At 58.0% G+C, this 18,878-nt stretch carries 17 protein-coding genes; 13 read left to right on the top strand and 4 right to left on the bottom strand.

Features of this window, described 5'->3' with window-relative positions; translation table 11 throughout:
• Positions 1 to 4 precede the first annotated feature (4 nt).
• The 5 genes from prpB (at position 5) to prpD (ending at position 7,899) form a co-directional block, all read left to right on the top strand.
• Complete coding sequence (prpB, locus tag IEY47_RS17465; RefSeq protein ID WP_373293628.1) at positions 5 to 901, top strand: methylisocitrate lyase; 897 nt, start codon at positions 5 to 7, stop codon at positions 899 to 901.
• A gap of 66 nt (positions 902 to 967) precedes the next feature.
• Positions 968 to 2,095, top strand: coding sequence for a bifunctional 2-methylcitrate synthase/citrate synthase (prpC, locus tag IEY47_RS17460; RefSeq protein ID WP_188985037.1), 1,128 nt, complete (start codon positions 968 to 970; stop codon positions 2,093 to 2,095).
• A 71-nt stretch (positions 2,096 to 2,166) separates the two neighbouring features.
• A complete protein-coding gene (gene acnD, locus IEY47_RS17455) occupies positions 2,167 to 4,782 on the top strand; it encodes a Fe/S-dependent 2-methylisocitrate dehydratase AcnD (protein WP_188985035.1) in 2,616 nt (871 codons plus the stop codon).
• Positions 4,783 to 5,137: 355 nt separating this feature from the next.
• Positions 5,138 to 6,322, top strand: a complete 1,185-nt coding sequence (prpF, locus tag IEY47_RS17450) for a 2-methylaconitate cis-trans isomerase PrpF (protein ID WP_188985033.1) — start codon at positions 5,138 to 5,140, stop codon at positions 6,320 to 6,322.
• A gap of 92 nt (positions 6,323 to 6,414) precedes the next feature.
• Entirely contained in the window at positions 6,415 to 7,899 is a 1,485-nt protein-coding gene (prpD, locus tag IEY47_RS17445; protein ID WP_188985031.1) for a 2-methylcitrate dehydratase, read from the top strand.
• A 67-nt stretch (positions 7,900 to 7,966) separates the two neighbouring features.
• Here prpD and ppsR read toward each other — a convergent pair whose 3' ends face one another.
• The gene (gene ppsR, locus IEY47_RS17440; RefSeq protein ID WP_188985029.1) at positions 7,967 to 8,785 is read right to left on the bottom strand and encodes a posphoenolpyruvate synthetase regulatory kinase/phosphorylase PpsR; all 819 of its coding nucleotides are present in this window, start codon (positions 8,783 to 8,785) and stop codon (positions 7,967 to 7,969) included.
• 260 nt (positions 8,786 to 9,045) lie between these two features.
• Here ppsR and ppsA point away from each other — a divergent pair, with 260 nt between their 5' ends.
• From ppsA to IEY47_RS17405, 7 genes are all read left to right on the top strand, one after another.
• Entirely contained in the window at positions 9,046 to 11,421 is a 2,376-nt protein-coding gene (ppsA, locus tag IEY47_RS17435; RefSeq protein WP_188985027.1) for a phosphoenolpyruvate synthase, read from the top strand.
• Positions 11,422 to 11,485: 64 nt separating this feature from the next.
• Positions 11,486 to 11,974 (top strand): ribonuclease E activity regulator RraA, encoded by a 489-nt coding sequence (gene rraA / locus IEY47_RS17430; RefSeq protein WP_188985025.1) that lies wholly within the window; start codon positions 11,486 to 11,488, stop codon positions 11,972 to 11,974.
• Between the two features lie 194 nt (positions 11,975 to 12,168).
• Positions 12,169 to 13,164, top strand: a complete 996-nt coding sequence (cmaX, locus tag IEY47_RS17425; protein WP_188985023.1) for a divalent cation transporter CmaX — start codon at positions 12,169 to 12,171, stop codon at positions 13,162 to 13,164.
• Positions 13,165 to 13,219: 55 nt separating this feature from the next.
• Positions 13,220 to 13,456 carry a CrfX protein gene (locus IEY47_RS17420; RefSeq protein ID WP_188985021.1) on the top strand — a complete coding sequence of 79 codons (237 nt, stop codon included), beginning with the start codon at positions 13,220 to 13,222 and terminating at the stop codon, positions 13,454 to 13,456.
• Between the two features lie 2 nt (positions 13,457 to 13,458).
• Positions 13,459 to 14,283 (top strand): mechanosensitive ion channel family protein, encoded by an 825-nt coding sequence (locus IEY47_RS17415; protein WP_188985019.1) that lies wholly within the window; start codon positions 13,459 to 13,461, stop codon positions 14,281 to 14,283.
• Between the two features lie 62 nt (positions 14,284 to 14,345).
• The gene (gene sigX / locus IEY47_RS17410; protein WP_188985017.1) at positions 14,346 to 14,933 is read left to right on the top strand and encodes an RNA polymerase sigma factor SigX; all 588 of its coding nucleotides are present in this window, start codon (positions 14,346 to 14,348) and stop codon (positions 14,931 to 14,933) included.
• A gap of 109 nt (positions 14,934 to 15,042) precedes the next feature.
• Positions 15,043 to 16,023, top strand: a complete 981-nt coding sequence (locus IEY47_RS17405; RefSeq protein ID WP_188985015.1) for an OmpA family protein — start codon at positions 15,043 to 15,045, stop codon at positions 16,021 to 16,023.
• A 139-nt stretch (positions 16,024 to 16,162) separates the two neighbouring features.
• On the opposite strand, the gene IEY47_RS17400 is transcribed toward IEY47_RS17405, so the two are convergent.
• A complete protein-coding gene (locus tag IEY47_RS17400) occupies positions 16,163 to 16,468 on the bottom strand; it encodes a transcriptional regulator (RefSeq protein WP_188985013.1) in 306 nt (101 codons plus the stop codon).
• Positions 16,469 to 16,678: 210 nt separating this feature from the next.
• On the opposite strand from IEY47_RS17400, the gene IEY47_RS17395 reads away from it, so the two are divergent.
• The gene (locus IEY47_RS17395; RefSeq protein WP_188985011.1) at positions 16,679 to 16,996 is read left to right on the top strand and encodes a hypothetical protein; all 318 of its coding nucleotides are present in this window, start codon (positions 16,679 to 16,681) and stop codon (positions 16,994 to 16,996) included.
• A gap of 45 nt (positions 16,997 to 17,041) precedes the next feature.
• Here the strand turns inward: IEY47_RS17395 and alaC are convergent, their stop codons facing one another.
• Positions 17,042 to 18,271: an alanine transaminase gene (alaC, locus tag IEY47_RS17390; protein ID WP_188985009.1), complete on the bottom strand. Its 1,230-nt coding sequence runs from the start codon at positions 18,269 to 18,271 to the stop codon at positions 17,042 to 17,044.
• 305 nt (positions 18,272 to 18,576) lie between these two features.
• Positions 18,577 to 18,786, bottom strand: coding sequence for a YgdI/YgdR family lipoprotein (locus IEY47_RS17385; RefSeq protein ID WP_188985007.1), 210 nt, complete (start codon positions 18,784 to 18,786; stop codon positions 18,577 to 18,579).
• Between the last annotated feature and the right edge of the window lie 92 nt (positions 18,787 to 18,878).

The following is an 18,878-nucleotide window of genomic DNA, read 5'->3' as shown; positions in this document are numbered from 1 at the left end:
GATTATGACCCTGCTATCTGCTGGCCAACGTTTCCGCGACGCGGTCGCCGCCGAGCGCCCCCTGCAAGTCGTCGGCGCCATCAATGCCAATCATGCGCTGCTAGCCAAGCGCGCCGGGTTCAAGGCGATCTATCTCTCCGGCGGCGGCGTCGCGGCAGGGTCGCTCGGCTTGCCGGACTTGGGCATTTCAAACTTGGATGACGTACTGACGGACGTCAGGCGCATCACCGACGTGTGTGATCTGCCGCTATTGGTCGATGTGGACACGGGTTTCGGTGCATCAGCGTTCAACGTCGCGCGAACCGTGCGCTCCATGGAAAAGTTCGGCGCCGCGGCGATCCACATCGAGGATCAGGTCGGCGCCAAGCGTTGTGGCCATCGACCCAACAAGGAAATCGTGACCCAGCAGGAAATGGTGGACCGCATCAAGGCCGCGGTGGATGCTCGCCAGGACGGTGCCTTCGTCGTGATGGCCCGGACCGATGCCTTGGCCGTTGAAGGCTTGCAGGCGGCAATCGATCGAGCCTGTGCCTGTGTCGAAGCCGGCGCCGACATGATTTTCCCGGAAGCCATGACCGACTTGGCAATGTACCGGGAATTCGTCAGCGCAGTGAAAGTGCCAGTGCTCGCCAACATCACCGAATTCGGATCGACGCCGCTCTACACGGTAGAGGAACTGGCGAGTGCTGATGTGTCGCTGGTGCTGTACCCGCTCTCTGCGTTTCGGGCCATGAACAAGGCGGCGGAAAACGTGTACACGGCGATCCGCCGCGATGGAACGCAGCAGAATGTCGTGGAGACGATGCAAACGCGCGCCGAGCTCTACGACCGCATCAATTACCACGCATACGAGCAAAGCCTCGATGCATTGTTCGCCCGAGAGACTCGGGGCGAGCGTTAAAAAGCTCCGTAGCGTTATCTACGGAACATCTCGCATCCAACAATAAGTTCAAGACGGGAGAGCGTTATGGCAGAGGCAAAAGTGTTGGGCGGAGCAGGGCTCCGAGGACAGGTTGCCGGGCAGACCGCGCTGTGCACGGTCGGTAAGACGGGATCAGGACTGACCTATCGCGGCTACGATGTGAAGGCGCTCGCAGATGGCGCGTGCTTCGAGGAAGTGGCCTATCTCCTCATCCATGGCGAGTTGCCGAACAAATCGCAACTGGCGGCGTACCAGACGCGCTTGCAAGGGTTGAGGGATCTACCGCAACGGCTGAAGGAAACGCTCGAGCGGATACCCAAGAAAACGCATCCGATGGACGTCATGCGTACCGGCTGCTCAATGCTTGGTACGTTGGAACCGGAGAAGGATTTCGAGCACCAGCGCGATGTGACGGATCGCCTGCTCGCGGCATTCCCGGCCATCTTGCTTTACTGGTATCGCTACACCCACGACGGCGTGCGTATCGATTGCCGCAGTAATGAGCTCACCACCGGTGGCCATTTCCTCGCGCTACTCCACGGTAAAAAGCCCAGCGATTTGCATGTCCGCGTCATGAATGTATCGCTCATTCTTTATGCCGAGCATGAGTTCAATGCGTCTACGTTCACCGCCAGGGTGTGCGCATCGACGCTGTCCGACCTCTATTCCTGCATCACCGCCGCGATCGGCTCGCTGCGCGGTCCACTGCATGGCGGTGCGAACGAGGCCGCGATGGCGTTGATCGAGCGCTTCGCCGCACCCGAGGACGCGCGCGAAGAATTGCTCGGCATGCTCGAGCGTAAGGAAAAGATCATGGGCTTCGGTCACGCCGTCTACCGCGAGTCTGACCCGCGCAACGAGGTGATCAAAGGGTGGGCCAAGCAATTGGCCGAAGCCACCGGCGATACAGTGATGTTCCCCGTTTCGGAAATCATCGACAAGACGATGGCGGAAGAGAAGAAGCTATTCCCGAACGCCGATTTCTACCATGCCTCTGCCTACCACTTCATGGGCATTCCCACGTCGCTGTTCACACCGATCTTCGTGTGTTCACGCCTGACCGGTTGGGCCGCACACGTTTACGAACAGCGGGCGAACAATCGAATCATCCGTCCGAGCGCGGAATATACCGGGCCGGACCTACGTACCTTCGTCCCGCTCGATCAGCGTTGATCGATCCGCCGAGCACGCTACGCGTTGCCCGGCGGCTACCGACATAAGAATCCGTGAGTGAACCTTCAGCCATGAATACCCAATACCGAACGGTGCTGCCCGGGACTTCATTCGATTTCTTCGATGCGCGCGCGGCGGTCGACGCTATTGCGCCAGGCGCCTACGCGGGTTTGCCCTATACGTCTCGCGTGCTCGCTGAAAACCTAGTGCGGCGATGCGACCCCGCCACCCTGGAAGATTCGCTAAGGCAGTTGATCGAGCGGCGACGTGATCTGGATTTTCCGTGGTACCCAGCGCGCGTGGTGTGCCATGACATCCTGGGACAAACCGCGTTGGTGGACTTGGCGGGGTTGCGTGATGCCATCGCCGAGCGCGGCGGTGATCCGGCCAAGGTGAATCCGGTGGTGCCGACGCAATTGATCGTCGATCACTCGCTCGCCGTGGAGTGCGGAGGCTTTGATCCCGATGCATTCGCCAAGAACCGGGCGATCGAGGATCGGCGCAACGAAGACCGTTTTCACTTCATCGAATGGACCCGGAAAGCGTTCGAGAATGTCGATGTGATACCACCAGGCAACGGCATCATGCACCAGATCAATCTGGAGAAGATGTCGCCGGTTATCGCCGTGAACGACGGCGTTGCGTTTCCAGATACCTGCGTGGGCACGGATAGCCATACCCCACACGTGGATGCGCTGGGCGTGATCGCGATTGGCGTGGGTGGGCTCGAAGCCGAAAGCGTGATGTTGGGTCGGGCCTCCTGGATGCGCCTGCCCGATATTGTCGGTGTCGAGCTGACAGGGCGCCCGGGGCCGGGCATTACGGCAACCGATGTGGTGCTTGCGCTGACCGAGTTTCTACGTGAGGCGCGGGTGGTGGGTGCGTATCTGGAGTTTTTCGGGGAGGGCGCCGCGGCGCTCACGCTTGGCGATCGCGCGACCATCTCGAACATGACGCCTGAATTCGGTGCGACGGCGGCCATGTTCTATATCGACGCGCAGACGATCGAATACCTTCGTCTGACCGGTCGAGAGGATGCGCAAGTCGCGCTCGTCGAAACGTACGCTCGTGCAGCGGGCTTGTGGGCGAGCGCGTTGACCAAGGTCGACTATGAGCGCGTGCTGACCTTTGACCTGTCGGGTGTCGTCCGCAACATGGCGGGCCCCTCGAATCCGCACAAGCGCCTACCGACGACGGCTCTGGTAGAGCGCGGGATCGCCGGTTCGTGGCACGAAGAGCCGGGACGCCTACCAGACGGCGCGGTCATCATTGCCGCGATCACCAGTTGCACCAATACCAGCAACCCGCGGAACGTCATCGCCGCAGGTTTGCTCGCGCGCAAGGCGAACGCGTTTGGTTTGACCCGTAAGCCCTGGGTAAAGACCTCGCTTGCACCGGGCTCGAAGGCGGTACAGCTCTATCTGGAAGAGGCGGGGTTATTGCCAGAACTGGAACGGCTAGGCTTCGGAATCGTCGCCTTCGCCTGTACGACGTGCAATGGCATGAGCGGCGCGCTCGATCCCGCCATCCAGCAGGAAATCGTCGAGCGTGATCTTTACGCAACAGCCGTGTTGTCGGGCAACCGAAACTTCGACGGTCGTATTCATCCGTATGCGAAACAGGCGTTTCTCGCATCGCCTCCGCTAGTGATTGCTTATGCGATTGCGGGCACCATCCGTTTCGATATCGAAAAGGATGTGTTGGGCGTGGTGGATGGGGCCGAGATTCGCCTCAAGGACCTCTGGCCCTCGGACGAAGAAATCGATGCGGCGGTCAAGGCCAGCGTCAAGCCGGAGCAATTCCACAAGGTCTATTTCCCCATGTTCGCTGCCAAGGATCGCGGCGAGCCCGTCGGCCCGCTGTATGACTGGCGGCCCATGAGCACTTACATTCGCCGGCCGCCGTATTGGGAGGGCGCGCTGGCGGGCGAGCGGACGCTTCGTGGGATGCGTCCGCTGGCGATACTGCCAGACAACATCACGACCGATCACTTGTCGCCTTCCAACGCCATCCTCGCCGACAGCGCAGCAGGTGAATACCTCGCGAAGATGGGCGTGCCTGAAGAGGACTTCAACTCCTACGCCACGCATCGCGGCGACCACCTGACTGCACAGCGGGCCACGTTCGCCAATCCGAAACTTTTCAACGAAATGGTGCGGGATGACGCGGGCAAGGTGCGCCAGGGTTCGCTAGCCCGGCTTGAACCGGAGGGAACTGTGGTGCGCATGTGGGAAGCGATCGAGGCTTACATGACGCGCCGCCAGCCGTTGATCATCATCGCGGGCGCGGATTACGGCCAAGGTTCATCCCGTGACTGGGCTGCCAAAGGGGTGCGTCTGGCGGGAGTAGAAGCCATTGTCGCGGAGGGTTTCGAACGGATTCACCGCACGAATTTGATCGGCATGGGTGTCCTACCGCTAGAGTTCGAGCCGGGTACCACACGGCACACGCTGAGTTTGGATGGCACCGAGACCTTCGACGTGCTGGGCGCATGTCGACCACGAGCGACATTGACGTTGGTCATCCAGCGGCGCGACGGCAGAAAGGAAGACGTCCCAGTGACGTGCCGCCTCGATACTGCGGAGGAGGTCTCGATCTATGAAGCTGGCGGTGTGCTGCAACGCTTTGCCCAGGACTTTCTGGAAACAGGTGATACCGCACATGGGTCGGCTCGGGCGTTTGTGTAGGAGCGGGTGGAGCTGCGATCAGTTTGCTCGCGATCGGTGTTTGGCCGCGAAGATCGTATCGAAACGGCTACCGCATTCGCGAGCAAGCTCGCTCCTACAAAAGCCAGACCCATGGCGCTTTGCACCTGCCAGCTAACGACGCGAGATGTCAAACATGCCCCAAGTCATACCATTCAATTTTTCCGCGGCCTTGCTTTTCTGTAGGAGCGAGCTTGCTCGCGAATGCGATGGTTGGCTCGGCACCGCCTTTACAGCTAGGCACTTGATCGCGAACACGCCGGCCGCAGCTCGGCTCGCTCCAACAAAGGCCTGCGGCAGCCGTGCCACTGCCCGATAACAATGAGAGAGGTCGACCATGTCCCATGCACCGCAAATCAAGATTCCCGCGACTTATATGCGCGGCGGTACTAGCAAGGGCGTTTTCTTCTCGCTAGCCGATCTGCCGCCGCAAGCACGCACGCCGGGGCCTGCGCGTGACGCTTTGCTGTTGCGCGTCATCGGCAGCCCCGACCCCTACGGCAAGCATACGGACGGCATGGGAGGCGGGACCTCGAGCACGAGCAAAGCGGTCATTCTTTCCAAGAGCGAACGTCCTGAGCACGACGTCGATTATCTTTTCGGCCAGGTCTCCATCGAAAACGCCTTCGTCGACTGGAGCGGCAACTGCGGCAATCTATCGGCAGCCGTCGGTGGTTTTGCCATCGCCTCTGGCCTGCTGGAGGCGGCGCGTATACCTGAAAACGGTACCTGCGCCGTACGGATCTGGCAGGCAAACATCGGCAAGACGATCATTGCCCATGTACCGATCACCAACGGTCAGGTGCAGGAAACAGGCGACTTCGAGCTAGATGGCGTGACGTTTCCCGCCGCGGAAGTGCAGCTTGAATTTCTCGACCCGGCTGAAGAGGGCGAAGGCGGCGCCTTGTTTCCAACAGGCAACCTCGTCGACGCGCTCGAGGTCCCCGGTGTCGGCACCTTGCAAGCCACGCTCATCAACGCCGGCATCCCGACCATATTCGTCAACGCTGCGGAGCTCGGATACTGCGGGACAGAGTTACAGGGGGCCATCAACAACGACGCGAAAGCGCTGGAGATGTTCGAACGTATCCGTGCTCATGGCGCCGTTCGAATGGGTTTGATCGCGCACGCTGAAGAAGCAGGAAAACGACAGCACACGCCCAAGGTGGCGTTCGTGGCGCCTCCAAGCGGCTACACCGCGTCCAGTGGAAAGGCCGTCAAAACCAGTGATGTCGATTTGCTCGTGCGTGCGCTTTCCATGGGCAAATTGCATCACGCCATGATGGGTACGGCAGCAGTCGCCATCGGCACGGCAGCGGCCATTCCGGGAACAGTGGTGAATGTTGCGGCTGGCGGTGGCGAGCGCCAACAGGTGGTGTTCGGTCACCCGTCCGGTACGTTGCGGGTTGGCGCTCAAGCGGTGCGCGATGGTGATGCCTGGCGAGTGACCAAGGCCATCATGAGCCGCAGTGCACGTACCTTGATGGAAGGCTGGGTAAGGGTGCCTGGCGACGCATTTTAAGTAGGGCGGTAGCCGTGTTGCGTGCACCTTTGCAGCACTACAAAAGCCGTTTTGATCCGATTTTTTCCCGAGAATAAAAGGAAGGAGAGGCAATGAGCAGCAATGTCGATATGAACCAGCGTCCTGAATACGATGACGTGCTGACGGCGATAGCGGACTACGTCATGTCCTATCGGGTGGAATCCGAAGAGGCGCTGGATACCGCCCGCTACTGCCTGATGGATGCGCTGGGTTGCGGCATGTTGTCGTTGCGGTTTCCGGAGTGTACGAAGCATCTGGGACCATTGGTCGAGGGCACCGTGGTGCCCCATGGCGCGCGCGTGCCAGGCACCTCGTTTCGTCTCGATCCGGTGAAAGCCGCGTGGGATATCGGTTGCATCATCCGTTGGCTGGATTACAACGACACATGGCTGGCCGCCGAGTGGGGCCACCCGTCGGACAATCTCGCCAGCATTCTAGCGGTGGCGGATTACCTTTCGCAGAAACGTATCGCCGCGGGTGATGCCCCGTTGACCATGCGCGCCGTGCTCGACGCCATGATCATGGCGCATGAGATCCAAGGCGTGTTCGCCCTTGAAAACGCGTTCAATCGCGTCGGGCTGGACCACGTCGTATTGGTGAAGCTCGCGTCGACTGCGGTGTCCGCGCAGTTGATGGGCGCTGATCGCGATCAAGTGCTTTCGGCGCTCTCCCATGTCTTCGCAGACGGTCAGGCCTTGCGTACTTATCGCCATGCACCGAACGCAGGTTCTCGCAAGTCCTGGGCGGCAGGCGATGCCGCCAGCCGCGGCGTTCGCCTGGCCGATATTGCCATACGTGGAGAGATGGGTATTCCTGGCGTGCTGACCGCGCCCCAGTGGGGCTTCTACGACACGACCTTCAGCCACACCAATCGCGATCTTGCCACCAAGCCAGAGAGCGCGCGGCGATTCACCTTTCCTCAAGGCTTCGGCAGCTATGTCATGGAAAACGTGCTGTTCAAAGTCAGCTTCCCTGCGGAATTCCATGCCCAGACCGCCTGTGAGGCGGCGGTCATCCTACACCCGCAGGTGCGGGACCGTATCGACGACATCGACCGCATCGTCATCAAGACGCATGAGTCCGCGATCCGCATCATTTCCAAGGCAGGGCCCATGGCCAATGCCGCAGACCGTGATCATTGCCTGCAGTACATGGTGGCAGTGCCGTTGCTGATCGGTGATCTGCGCGCCGAGCATTACGAAGACGCGTTCCACGATGCGCATCCGCTGATCGATGTGTTGCGCGAGAAGATGCAGGTTGTCGAAGAGCCACGCTACAGCCGCGAGTACCTCGAAGCGGACAAACGCTCGATCGCGAATACGTTGCAAGTGTTTTTCAAGGACGGCAGCCATACCGACGCCATTGAAATCGAGTACCCGGTCGGGCATCGACGTCGCCGTGCCGATGGAATCCCGCTGCTACGGGCCAAGTTCAAGGCGAACCTGGCCACACGCTTCAGCGGACAGCGCTGCGATCAGATCGAGGGTCTGTTCGCCGATCGGGTACAGCTCGAGGAAATGCCGGTCAATCGTTTCATGGATTACTGGACGCTATAACGCGCGCGTCGGGTGAGCACGCCGGTAGTGCCCGAACGCGCACCGGCGTTTCGTGTTGGGGAACGGTTTATTTGAGGCGGCGCTCCACGCCTTTTTCCACGAGGATCTTTGCGGAAATTTCCTCCACCGAAAAATGCGTGGTGTCGATAAAGGCAATGTTTTCTCGTTTGAAGAGCATTTCGACTTCACGCACTTCGAATTCGCATTGATCGAAGCTCGCATAGCGGCTGTTCGCGCGACGCTCATGGCGGATGGCCGCGAGCCGCTCAGGGTCGATCGTCAAACCAAATAGCTTGTGGCGATAGGTCTTGAGCGCTGCGGGCAATTGCAGCCGCTCCATGTCGTCTTCGGTCAACGGGTAGTTGGCAGCGCGGATACCATATTGCATGGCCATGTACAGGCAGGTCGGCGTCTTGCCGCAACGGGATACGCCCACGAGGATCAAGTCCGCCCGGTCGTAGTACTGCGTACGGGCGCCGTCGTCGTTGTCGAGCGCGAAATTCACGGCTTCGATGCGTTGCATGTAGTTCGCGCTGTGGGCGCTCGAATGCGATTTGCCCACGGAATACGACGAGCGCGACGACATCTCGTGTTCGAGAGGGGCAAGGAACGTCGAGAAGATGTCGATCATGAAACCATTCGATTGCGCGAGGATGTCACGTATCTCCTGGTTAACGATGGTGTCGAAAATGATCGGACGTGCGCCGTCGTTTTCGGCGGCCGTGTTGATCTGTTGGACCATCCCCCGCGCTTTGTCCACCGTATCGATATAAGGACGCGTGAGTTTGTTGAACGTAATGTTCTCGAACTGCGCAAGTAGGCTTTGCCCCAGGGTTTCGGCGGTGAGCCCGGTACCGTCGGAAATGAAAAACGCAGTCCGCTTCATGTATGCACTCAGCTGCTTGGAGGTAGCGCGCATCATATGCCGCTACACGACGGTCTCGCATCCCCCAACGACATGGCAGGTAGTTCTTTTAAAAAGGCACTACATCAAGGTGCAAAATGCTGAACATTTACAGATAAGATGAGTCCGACTTGTGTCCCGACCTCCGGTAGACGGTCGTTCCCCTTACTGCAAGGGGCTGGTGCACTGGACGCGGTACAAAAACAAAGGACAGCCGTTCAACCGATATTGGAGAGATCACCTTGGTAGAGTACGTCATTTCCCTGGATAAGCTCGGCAACCACGATGTCGAGCGGGTAGGGGGCAAGAACGCCTCGCTTGGCGAGATGATCGGCAATCTGGCCGGCGCGGGTGTCTCGGTACCGGGCGGTTTTGCGACCACGGCGCAGGCCTACCGCGACTTTCTCGAACAAAGTGGGCTCAACGACCGCATCAATGCCGCGTTGGATATCCTCGATGTCGATGACGTGAATGCGCTAGCCAAGACCGGCGCGCAGATTCGTCAATGGGTCATGGACGCGCAGTTCCCGGCGGGGCTCGATGCCGACATTCGCACCGCATTTGCCGAGATGGCTGGCGATAATCAAAACATGGCGGTCGCCGTACGCTCGTCGGCGACTGCTGAAGATCTGCCCGACGCGTCCTTCGCGGGGCAGCAAGAGACGTTCCTGAATATTCGCGGCGTCGATAACGTTATTCGGGCGGCTAAGGAAGTATTCGCTTCTTTGTTCAACGACCGGGCAATCGCTTATCGCGTTCACCAAGGCTTCGACCACAAGCTGGTAGCACTTTCCGCGGGTGTGCAGCGGATGGTTCGTTCCGAAACAGGCACCGCCGGCGTGATGTTCACCCTCGACACCGAATCCGGTTTCCGCGACGTCGTGTTCGTGACCGGCGCCTACGGTTTGGGTGAAACCGTCGTACAGGGCGCAGTCAACCCCGACGAGTTCTACGTGCACAAGCCGACGCTGGAAGCGGGTCGACCTGCGATCCTGCGCCGAAACCTTGGCAGCAAAGCCATCAAGATGGTCTACGGCGAAGAGGCCAAAGCCGGTAAGTCCGTCAGAACTGTCGAGGTCGACAAGGCTGATCGCGCCCGTTTTTCATTGAGCGATGAGGAGGTCGAAAACCTCGCACGCCAGGCGATGATCATCGAGAAGCACTACGGTCGGCCGATGGATATCGAGTGGGCGAAGGATGGGGACGATGGCCAGCTCTACATCGTCCAGGCGCGCCCTGAAACGGTAAAGAGCCGCGCGAACGCGACGGTCATGGAGCGCTATCTGCTTAAGGAGAAAGGCAAGGTGCTGGTCGAGGGGCGCGCCATCGGCCAGCGCATCGGCGCAGGTACCGTACGGATCATCAAGGATGTGTCCGAAATGGATAAAGTCCGTCCAGGCGATGTGCTCGTTTCAGACATGACCGATCCCGATTGGGAGCCGGTCATGAAGCGCGCCAGCGCTATCGTCACCAACCGTGGCGGGCGGACCTGTCATGCCGCGATCATTGCTCGTGAGCTGGGCATTCCAGCGGTCGTCGGTTGCGGTAATGCCACGCAGCTGCTTCAGGATGGCCAGCGCGTCACCGTTTCCTGTGCCGAGGGCGATACCGGTTTCATCTTCGAAGGCGAATTGGGTTTCGACATCCGGACCAATTCCATCGATGCGATGCCTGAATTGCCTTTCAAGATCATGATGAACGTCGGCAATCCTGATCGAGCGTTCGATTTCTGCCAGTTGCCGAACGCAGGCGTCGGCCTTGCTCGTCTCGAATTCATCATTAACCGTATGATCGGGGTGCATCCGAAGGCGCTGCTCAATTTCGACAGCTTGCCGTCGGACGTCAAAGAGAGCGTCGAACGCCGTATTGCGGGATACGCCAGTCCGGTGGATTTCTACGTTGAGAAGTTGGTTGAAGGCGTTAGTACGCTGGCCGCGGCGTTCTGGCCAAAAAAGGTCATCGTGCGCCTGTCGGACTTCAAGTCCAACGAATACGCCAACCTGATTGGTGGCAAGCTCTACGAGCCGGAAGAAGAGAACCCGATGCTGGGTTTCCGCGGCGCATCGCGCTACATCAGTGAGAATTTCCGCGATTGCTTCGAGCTCGAGTGCCGAGCGATGAAGAAAGTCCGCGAGGTCATGGGGCTTACCAATGTCGAACTGATGGTTCCGTTCGTGCGTACGCTCGGTGAAGCGTCCCAGGTCATCGACATTCTTGCCCAGTACGGCCTGAAGCGGGGCGAAAACGGGCTTAAAGTCATCATGATGTGCGAGTTGCCGTCCAATGCCCTGCTGGCTGACGAATTTCTCGAGTACTTCGATGGATTTTCCATCGGCTCGAACGACATGACTCAGCTTACGCTTGGGTTGGACCGAGATTCGGGGCTTATCGCGCACCTCTTCGACGAGCGCAATCCTGCGGTGAAGAAGCTGCTCGCTAGCGCAATCGCTGCGTGCAACAACGCAGGTAAGTACATCGGTATTTGCGGCCAGGGCCCCTCCGATCATCCAGATCTTGCGAAGTGGCTGATGGAGCAGGGCATCGAGAGTGTGTCTCTGAACCCTGATTCGGTACTGGAAACCTGGTTCTTCCTCGCGGAAAAAGAGGTGGCCCACTAAGCTTTGCCTCGCCGCGATGCCGCTTGCGGTGTCGCGCGCATCAATCAATCGAGGAGCGATCGCCATGCACTACGTCACACCCGATCTCTGTGATGCGTATCCAGACCTTGTACAAGTCGTCGAACCCATGTTCGCGAATTTTGGTGGGCGAGATTCATTCGGTGGCGAGATCGTCACCGTGAAGTGTTTCGAAGATAACTCCTACGTCAGAGACCAGGTCGCTCAGCCTGGCAAAGGCAAAGTGCTCGTCGTTGATGCCGGCGGTTCGCTGCGCTGCGCGATGTTGGGGGACATGCTAGCCGAGCAGGCTGCGAAGAGCGGCTGGGAGGGCGTGATCATGTACGGCTGCGTACGCGACGTGGACGTTCTCGCCCAAGTTGACCTCGGCGTTCAAGCGCTAGCTAGTCATCCATTGAAATCGAACAAGCGCGGCGTCGGTGAAACCAACGTGGTCGTTACGTTTGCCGGCGTCACCTTCGCCCCTGGGGCATTCGTATACGCCGACAATAACGGCATCATCGTTTCGTCCGAAGCGTTGAGCATGCCTGGCTAAATACGCATCGCGCGTTACGAGCAATCGGCTCATCGCCTACTCAACGTCAATGAGCACCGGGTGAGTTGCAACCGGCTGGACGCTGATTCGTGTCTCTGGCACCGGCTAGGCGCCCGCTAAAACGCCTGGCGTGGCTCGCGAACGAGCCACGCCAAACCGGTATAGTAGCGGGCGAACAGTTTTTGGGAGTCCGTATGGTTGACGAAGAGGCCGGGGAAAAGGGCCTGGTACTTGGCTTTCTGTTAGATGGCAAAGGAGGGGGGCGGCGCATTAGTCGCGCTGAGTTGGACTCACTTGAGGCGGGACCGGAAGAAGACCTTTGGCTGCATTGGGATCGCAGTCATCCGGAAGCCCAGGCTTGGCTTCGTGAGCGTTCCGACCTAAGCGAGTTTACCTGCGACCTCCTGCTGGAGGAGGAAACGCGCCCACGGCTGCTGCCGTCTGGTGACCAAGGCGTACTGCTCTTTCTACGTGGGGTCAATCTCAATCCAGGCGCCGATCCTGAGGACATGGTCTCCCTGCGCGTTCACGGTGATTCGCGGCGCGTGATCTCTCTGCGCTTACGGCCATTACGTGCGATCGATCAGATTCGCCAGGATATCGAGCGAGGTGAGGGTCCCCGCAACAGTTCCGAACTTCTCTTGCAGATGGCCTTTTATCTGACGAGTCGCGTCGATGAGCTCAATGATGCATTGTCCATCCAACTGGACGCGCTTGAGGAACGGTTGGACATGGACGAGCAGGCACTTCCAGATCATGGCGAACTGCTCCTCATCAGACGCCGCGCGGCGGGCTTGAAACGTTATCTGGCGCCGCAACGCGAGATTTTTGCGCAGCTCGCCCGACAGCGCTTCGAATGGTTTTCGACCGACGATGCGGCCTATTGGAACGAGCTGCACAACAGCCTTACGCGTAACCTCGAAGAGCTCGAGATGTCGCGCGAACGCGTCGCGCAATTAGAAAGCTTGGAGCAGCGCCGCCTAGGCGAGCGTACGAACAAGACGATGTTTCTCCTGACCATCGTTACCGTGTTTTTTCTGCCGCTAAGCTTCTTCACTGGCTTACTCGGCATCAACGTCGGCGGGATGCCTGGGGCCGATAATCCTCAAGGATTCCTGTGGGCCTGCGCGTTATCAGCGCTCATTGCGGTTGGGCAATGGCTGGTTTTTCGCTGGTTGCGCTGGCTGTGATGTGACGCACTACAAAGTCGGTGCGTCTACTCCCGCATGATTCCAGGGGTGTGCCATGCACGATCGCTTCGAACAATCCTTGCGTGAGCTGATGAACGACTCGCCTGCCGGGCGCGATGAGCGCGCCGCGCTGGGCAAAGTACTCAAGACGGCGAATCGCCAGATAGGGGCAGGCAAATTGTTCAGCCTCACAGGGCATTGGTTCGAGGCGATAATGATTGCCCTGAACACCACGGCGCGCCGCTCGCGCGCCACGAAATCGATCCGAGACGAACAAGATAAGGCTCCCTGAGTATGGAAATTGATCCGTGGACGCATAGCTTCGTCAACGCCATGAGCACGATCTGGGCTTCCGTAGCCAGCTTCATTCCGCGCTTGTTCGGGGCTTTGTTGGTGCTAGTGATCGGCCTCGTGGTGGCAAAGCTGCTGGACACGCTGCTATCGAAACTCCTGGCTAAATTTGGTCTCGATCGTTTGATGGCGGGTACGGGCGCGACCAAGGTGCTCACGCGCGCGGGCATTCAGATGTCGTTTTCGCAACTGGTCGGGCGGATCGTTTATTGGTTTGTGCTGCTCGTGTTTCTGGTGTCCGCTGCGGAGTCGCTCGGACTCGAGCGGGTATCTGCAACCCTGGACATGGTGGCGCTTTATCTACCGAAGGTGTTCGGTGCCGCTTTGATCCTGCTAGCTGGGGTGCTGCTCGCACAGCTCTTTAATGGCGTCGTGCGGGGGGCGGCTGAAGGCGTGGGACTCGATTATGCGGCGGGCCTTGGCCGTATTGCGCAAGCACTGGCGATCGTCATTAGCATTTCCGTGGCAATCGGCCAATTGGAAATCAAGACGGATTTGCTCAACACCGTCATCGCTATCGTGCTGATCTCGTTCGGTGTCGCCGTAGCAGTTGCGTTGGGCCTCGGCAGTCGTGAAATCGTCAGCCAGATCATTGCAGGGATCTACGTACGAGAGCTCTACGAGGTCGGCCAGGACGTATCAGTTGGCGACGTCTCGGGCCAGATCGAAGAGATCGGAACCGTGAAAACCACATTGCTAGTGGGTGACGACGAGTACGTCACACTCGCCAATCGGACGCTATTGGATTGCCATGTCAGCAGCCGTTAAGGATAGCGCTGGTAAAGTATGCGCGCCTGCTGCTTGCCTGACACGCTGATTGTCGACCTGTCTTGAAAACATCGAACGCGTCCTCTCGCTACGACCCGGGCCTACTCAGCGATGAGGAGCTGGCAGAGCGTGCACATAACGAGCTTTTCCACGTCACACGGGCTTATGAAGAGTTGATGCGACGTTATCAGCGTACGTTGTTCAACGTATGTACGCGTTATCTAGGTAATGAACGAGACGCGGACGATGTGTGTCAGGAAATAATGTTGAAAGTGCTCTACGGGTTGAAAAATTTCGAGGGAAAATCAAAATTCAAAACCTGGCTATATAGCATCACCTATAACGAATGTACGACGCAGTATCGAAAGGAACGGCGGAAGCGCCGTCTTCTAGATGCGCTCGATCTCGAACCTCAGGAAGAAGCTTCGGAGGAAATTTCGCCGAAGATCGAGGAAAAAGGCGGACTTGACCGTTGGTTGGCGCATGTCAACCCAATCGATAGGGAAATCCTGGTGTTAAGGTTCGTCGCTGAACTGGAGTTTCAGGAAATCGCAGACATCATGCACATGGGACTAAGCGCTACCAAAATGCGCTTCAAGCGTGCTTTAGATCGTTTGCGTGAAAAATTTGCTGAAGAGGCTGAAACTTAACAAAGAATTCATGTCTCTATACACCAGCAAGTTCGCTGAACTCCGCTGCCTGGTTGTCCACAAACAAGTTACCGGACAACGATTACCATCAAGATGGGGATTTAACGGAATGAAACTGAAAAACACCTTAGGCGTTGTCATTGGCTCTCTCGTAGCTGCCTCTTCCATGAGCGCTTTTGCTCAGGGCCAAGGCGCGGTAGAGGTGGAAGGCTTCGCGAAGCGTTACTTCACTGATAGCAACCGTGACATGAGCAACGGCAACCTGTTCGGCGCTTCTGTTGGTTACTTCCTGACTGACGATGTCGAGCTCGCGCTGTCTTACGGTGAGTACCATGATCTGCGTACCGACCGCTCGGTTGGTAACGATGATGTCAAAGGCAGCCTTGCAGGTCTGGACGCCATTTATCACTTCGGTACCCCAGGCGCTGGTCTGCGTCCTTACGTTTCCGCCGGTTTCGCTCACCAGAGCCTCGGCCAGGCTGCTCCACGCAGCGGTCGTAACCACACCACGTTCGGTAACCTGGGCCTCGGCGCCAAGTACTACTTCACTGAAAACTTCTATGCGCGTGCAGGCCTCGATGGCATGTACAACATCGATGACGATCAGGGCGAGTGGGCTGCTGGCGTCGGCGTTGGTCTGAACTTCGGCGGCAATGCCGGCCAAGAGGTCGCTGCTGTTGAACCTGCTCCGGCTCCTGCTCCAGCACCTGCTCCAGAACCCGAGCCTGCTCCAGAAGTCGTTCGCGTTGAATTGGACGTGAAATTTGACTTCGACCGCGCTCAGGTCAAGCAGGAAAGCTACGCGGACATCCAGAATCTGGCTGACTTCATGAATCAGTACCCACAGACTTCGACTACCGTCGAAGGTCACACTGACTCCGTAGGTACCGATGCATACAACCAGCGTCTGTCCGAGCGTCGTGCGAACGCCGTTCGTGACGTACTGGTCAACCAGTATGGCGTTCAGAACAACCGTGTAAGCTCCGTTGGCTACGGCGAGAGCCGTCCAGTTGCTGACAACGCTACCGAAGAAGGCCGCGCGATCAACCGTCGCGTTGAAGCTGAAGTCGAAGCTCAGGTTCAGCAGTAATCTGAAGCAGGGCAGCTTCTTAGGAGGCCTGCCCCATTCAGCTGGGTGATTAGTCACCTTGTTAAAAAAGCCCGACCGCATTCGCGGTCGGGCTTTTTTATTTTGCTTGGGCTAAAAGACGTTTCAGTGGAGATCGCTTTTAGCTCGCTACCCTCGATTCGACATCGTCGCGTAGGCATCGTAGCACTGCCACCGGATCCCAGCGGTTGGGGTCGAACATGGCGTACGCTTCCCCCTGATACCCAACGACATCCAACGCCTTGTGGTAGCCAGCGCGTTGAAACAGCGCTTCGATCTCCGCAAAGCACGTATTGAAGTGCGCGCGGTTGAATGGAAGCTGAGCTTCTCTGATCAATCCATGGCGTTCCAATTCGTCCGCTGCCTCCTGAATACGTGCCACAGACATTGTCTCGACACCTTCTTTTAACTTAGCCAGCGCTTTCATGGTCACTCCGTTATCGGTCCTGGGCAAACGATCGAGATCGTGGTTGATGTGAATACTGTACAAAAAAACAGTATTGGTCCATAGTTGATCCACATCCCGCTCACAGATGGTCTGACTGGAGGCGTTAAGACAATGCACCACATTTTCATGATGCTTTTGTTAACGACGGTTTTAGCTGGTTGTGCCCAGCCACCCGCGGAAAAACCTTTAGTGAAGGGCGCCTACTTGGTCATCGATGGCTCAGAAGCCTGGGCAGTATTGGTAGAAGGCTCGCAGCGACGCGAAGAGCACGGTACGGTAATCGGACGTGCGCTATCGGATGATGTGCAGAACGCTTCTGCTGCGTATCTGATCAAAACGTCCAATTGCGGCGAGCTGCAGTGGGTGTCGCCGCGCTCCGCAAGCGGTGCGCTCAGCGCGGAAGCCCGTTTGTTCCTACCTGTCGGCAGCACGGACTTGGAGAAGCCCGAGTGCATTATCAGCGACGCTAAAAATATCGCTTGGACGGCGTTGGATTACTCGAGCTAAAGAGGGACAGGGCGATCACTTGATCGCCCTGTAATGGATGGCTTCTTACGTCGAACTTGCTGTTTTGTTTAGCGCCGGCTGCAGTCCATCTTGCCGGAACATGCTTCTCAGGCCACGAAGTGCTTGCCTGATGCGATCCTGGTTTTCGATCAACGCAAATCGGACGTGGTCGTCTCCGTAGTCGCCGAATCCGATACCAGGGGACACGCAAACCTTGGCCTCGGCAAGTAGCTTTTTGGCAAATTCCAGCGAGCCCAGGTGAGCATATTGCTCGGGGATCCTGGCCCAGACGTACATGGACGCTTTGGGTTTTTCTACCATCCAGCCTATTTCGTGCAGCCCTTTGACCAGCAGGTCACGGCGTTGGCGGTACTGCTCCGCGATGGCGTGCACGCAACTTTGATCACCTTCCAGTGCGGCGATGGCGGCAACTTGTAGCGGTGTGAACGTACCGTAGTCATGGTAGCTCTTGATGCGTGCGAGTGCGCCAACGAGCTGTGGATTGCCCACCATGAAACCAATGCGCCACCCGGCCATGTTGTAGCTCTTCGAAAGCGTGAAGAACTCCACGGCAATATCTTTTGCGCCGGGCACTTCCATTATGGAAGGCGCCTTCCAGCCATCGAAAACGATATCAGCGTACGCAAGATCATGAACAACGAGCACGTCGTAACGCTTTGCAAGTGCGATGACCCGTTCGAAGAAGTCGAGCTCTACGCACTGCGCGGTGGGGTTCGACGGAAATCCCAAAATCATCATCTTGGGCTTTGGGATTGACTCACGTATTGCCCGTTCCAATTCTTCGAAGAAATCTATTCCCGAAACCAGTGGTACCGAGCGCACCTGTGCGCCAGCAATCACGGCGCCGTAGATATGAATGGGATAACTGGGATTAGGCACGAGGACCGTGTCCCCGTGATCCAGCGTCGCGAGCATCAAGTGCGCAAGGCCTTCTTTGGAGCCAATGGTAACGATGGCTTCGCTTTCAGGATCAATGTCGATTTGGTAGCGATCCGCGTACCAGCGTGAAATGGCCCTGCGCAAGCGCGGAATGCCTCGAGACGTGGAGTAGCCGTGTGTGTCGTCACGCTGGGCGACGGTGCATAGTTTTTCCACGATATGCGCGGGGGTGGCGCCATCGGGATTACCCATGCTGAGGTCGATGATGTCCTCACCACGGCGGCGAGCAGCCATCTTGAGCTCAGCGGTAATGTTGAAAACGTAGGGGGGGAGACGATCTATGCGCGCAAAGCGGCGCGAAGCTTGGTCAGCCATGCTTTCCTCGGTAACGTTAGCGCCCGGAACCGTCCGAGCGACGCTGACCGCATTGAGGCGGTCGGGGGAAAGATATTTCAGCGGCTCGAATAAGTCGAGTCCGTTTTACGGTGCTGCAGGGCCATCATTGAGCGCAGACAATCGTGCAACAGCGTTCGTTTATATGAAGCTCAAGAACGTTGGTAGCGGGTTCGTGACCGCGATCACCAGCATGGCTCGCGCTCGACTGAAATGGCGCCGGCAATCAGGGCTTCAATCGTTCAGCATCAAGATGCGTTACGACGATGTCGCGGCGCCTTTAAAGATCAGCGTTCGATAACCTGTTTGACGTCGGTCATCGGGATTTGCTGTTTGCGCCCATCGTTGTCTTGGAATTCGAGCATTCCAGTGGTTTCGTCGAATTGGGGCTTGCCTTCGGCGTTGAGCATGCGCCCATCCGTCGTGGCGATGAAGTAGTCGCTAGCGCAACCGGCAAGCGTTAGCGCGCAAAGGGTGGCGAGTAGTAGGTTTCTCATGAGTGCTGATTCCTTGTAGAGGCCGCGATGCGGCGAACAAGAGTTAAGACAGCAACCGAAGCGCAACGCTCCCAATTGCTTGCTCCTTCCAA

Origin of the sequence: Pseudomonas matsuisoli (assembly GCF_014647635.1) — a bacterium.
Taxonomy (GTDB): Bacteria; Pseudomonadota; Gammaproteobacteria; order Pseudomonadales; family Pseudomonadaceae; genus Pseudomonas_P; species Pseudomonas_P matsuisoli.
Note: the sequence above shows the minus strand (reverse complement) of the source record. Positions and strands in the feature narration are given on the sequence as shown.

Excerpts from the sequence above, each read along its gene's own strand:
- prpB (WP_373293628.1), top strand. The coding sequence starts at position 5 with ATGACCCTGCTATCTGCTGGCCAACGTTTCCGCGACGCGGTCGCCGCC.
- prpC (WP_188985037.1), top strand. The coding sequence starts at position 968 with ATGGCAGAGGCAAAAGTGTTGGGCGGAGCAGGGCTCCGAGGACAGGTT.
- acnD (WP_188985035.1), top strand. The coding sequence starts at position 2,167 with ATGAATACCCAATACCGAACGGTGCTGCCCGGGACTTCATTCGATTTC.
- prpF (WP_188985033.1), top strand. The coding sequence starts at position 5,138 with ATGTCCCATGCACCGCAAATCAAGATTCCCGCGACTTATATGCGCGGC.
- prpD (WP_188985031.1), top strand. The coding sequence starts at position 6,415 with ATGAGCAGCAATGTCGATATGAACCAGCGTCCTGAATACGATGACGTG.
- ppsR (WP_188985029.1), bottom strand. The coding sequence starts at position 8,785 with ATGAAGCGGACTGCGTTTTTCATTTCCGACGGTACCGGGCTCACCGCC.
- rraA (WP_188985025.1), top strand. The coding sequence starts at position 11,486 with ATGCACTACGTCACACCCGATCTCTGTGATGCGTATCCAGACCTTGTA.
- cmaX (WP_188985023.1), top strand. The coding sequence starts at position 12,169 with ATGGTTGACGAAGAGGCCGGGGAAAAGGGCCTGGTACTTGGCTTTCTG.
- IEY47_RS17420 (WP_188985021.1), top strand. The coding sequence starts at position 13,220 with ATGCACGATCGCTTCGAACAATCCTTGCGTGAGCTGATGAACGACTCG.
- IEY47_RS17415 (WP_188985019.1), top strand. The coding sequence starts at position 13,459 with ATGGAAATTGATCCGTGGACGCATAGCTTCGTCAACGCCATGAGCACG.
- IEY47_RS17405 (WP_188985015.1), top strand. The coding sequence starts at position 15,043 with ATGAAACTGAAAAACACCTTAGGCGTTGTCATTGGCTCTCTCGTAGCT.
- IEY47_RS17400 (WP_188985013.1), bottom strand. The coding sequence starts at position 16,468 with ATGAAAGCGCTGGCTAAGTTAAAAGAAGGTGTCGAGACAATGTCTGTG.
- alaC (WP_188985009.1), bottom strand. The coding sequence starts at position 18,271 with ATGGCTGACCAAGCTTCGCGCCGCTTTGCGCGCATAGATCGTCTCCCC.
- IEY47_RS17385 (WP_188985007.1), bottom strand. The coding sequence starts at position 18,786 with ATGAGAAACCTACTACTCGCCACCCTTTGCGCGCTAACGCTTGCCGGT.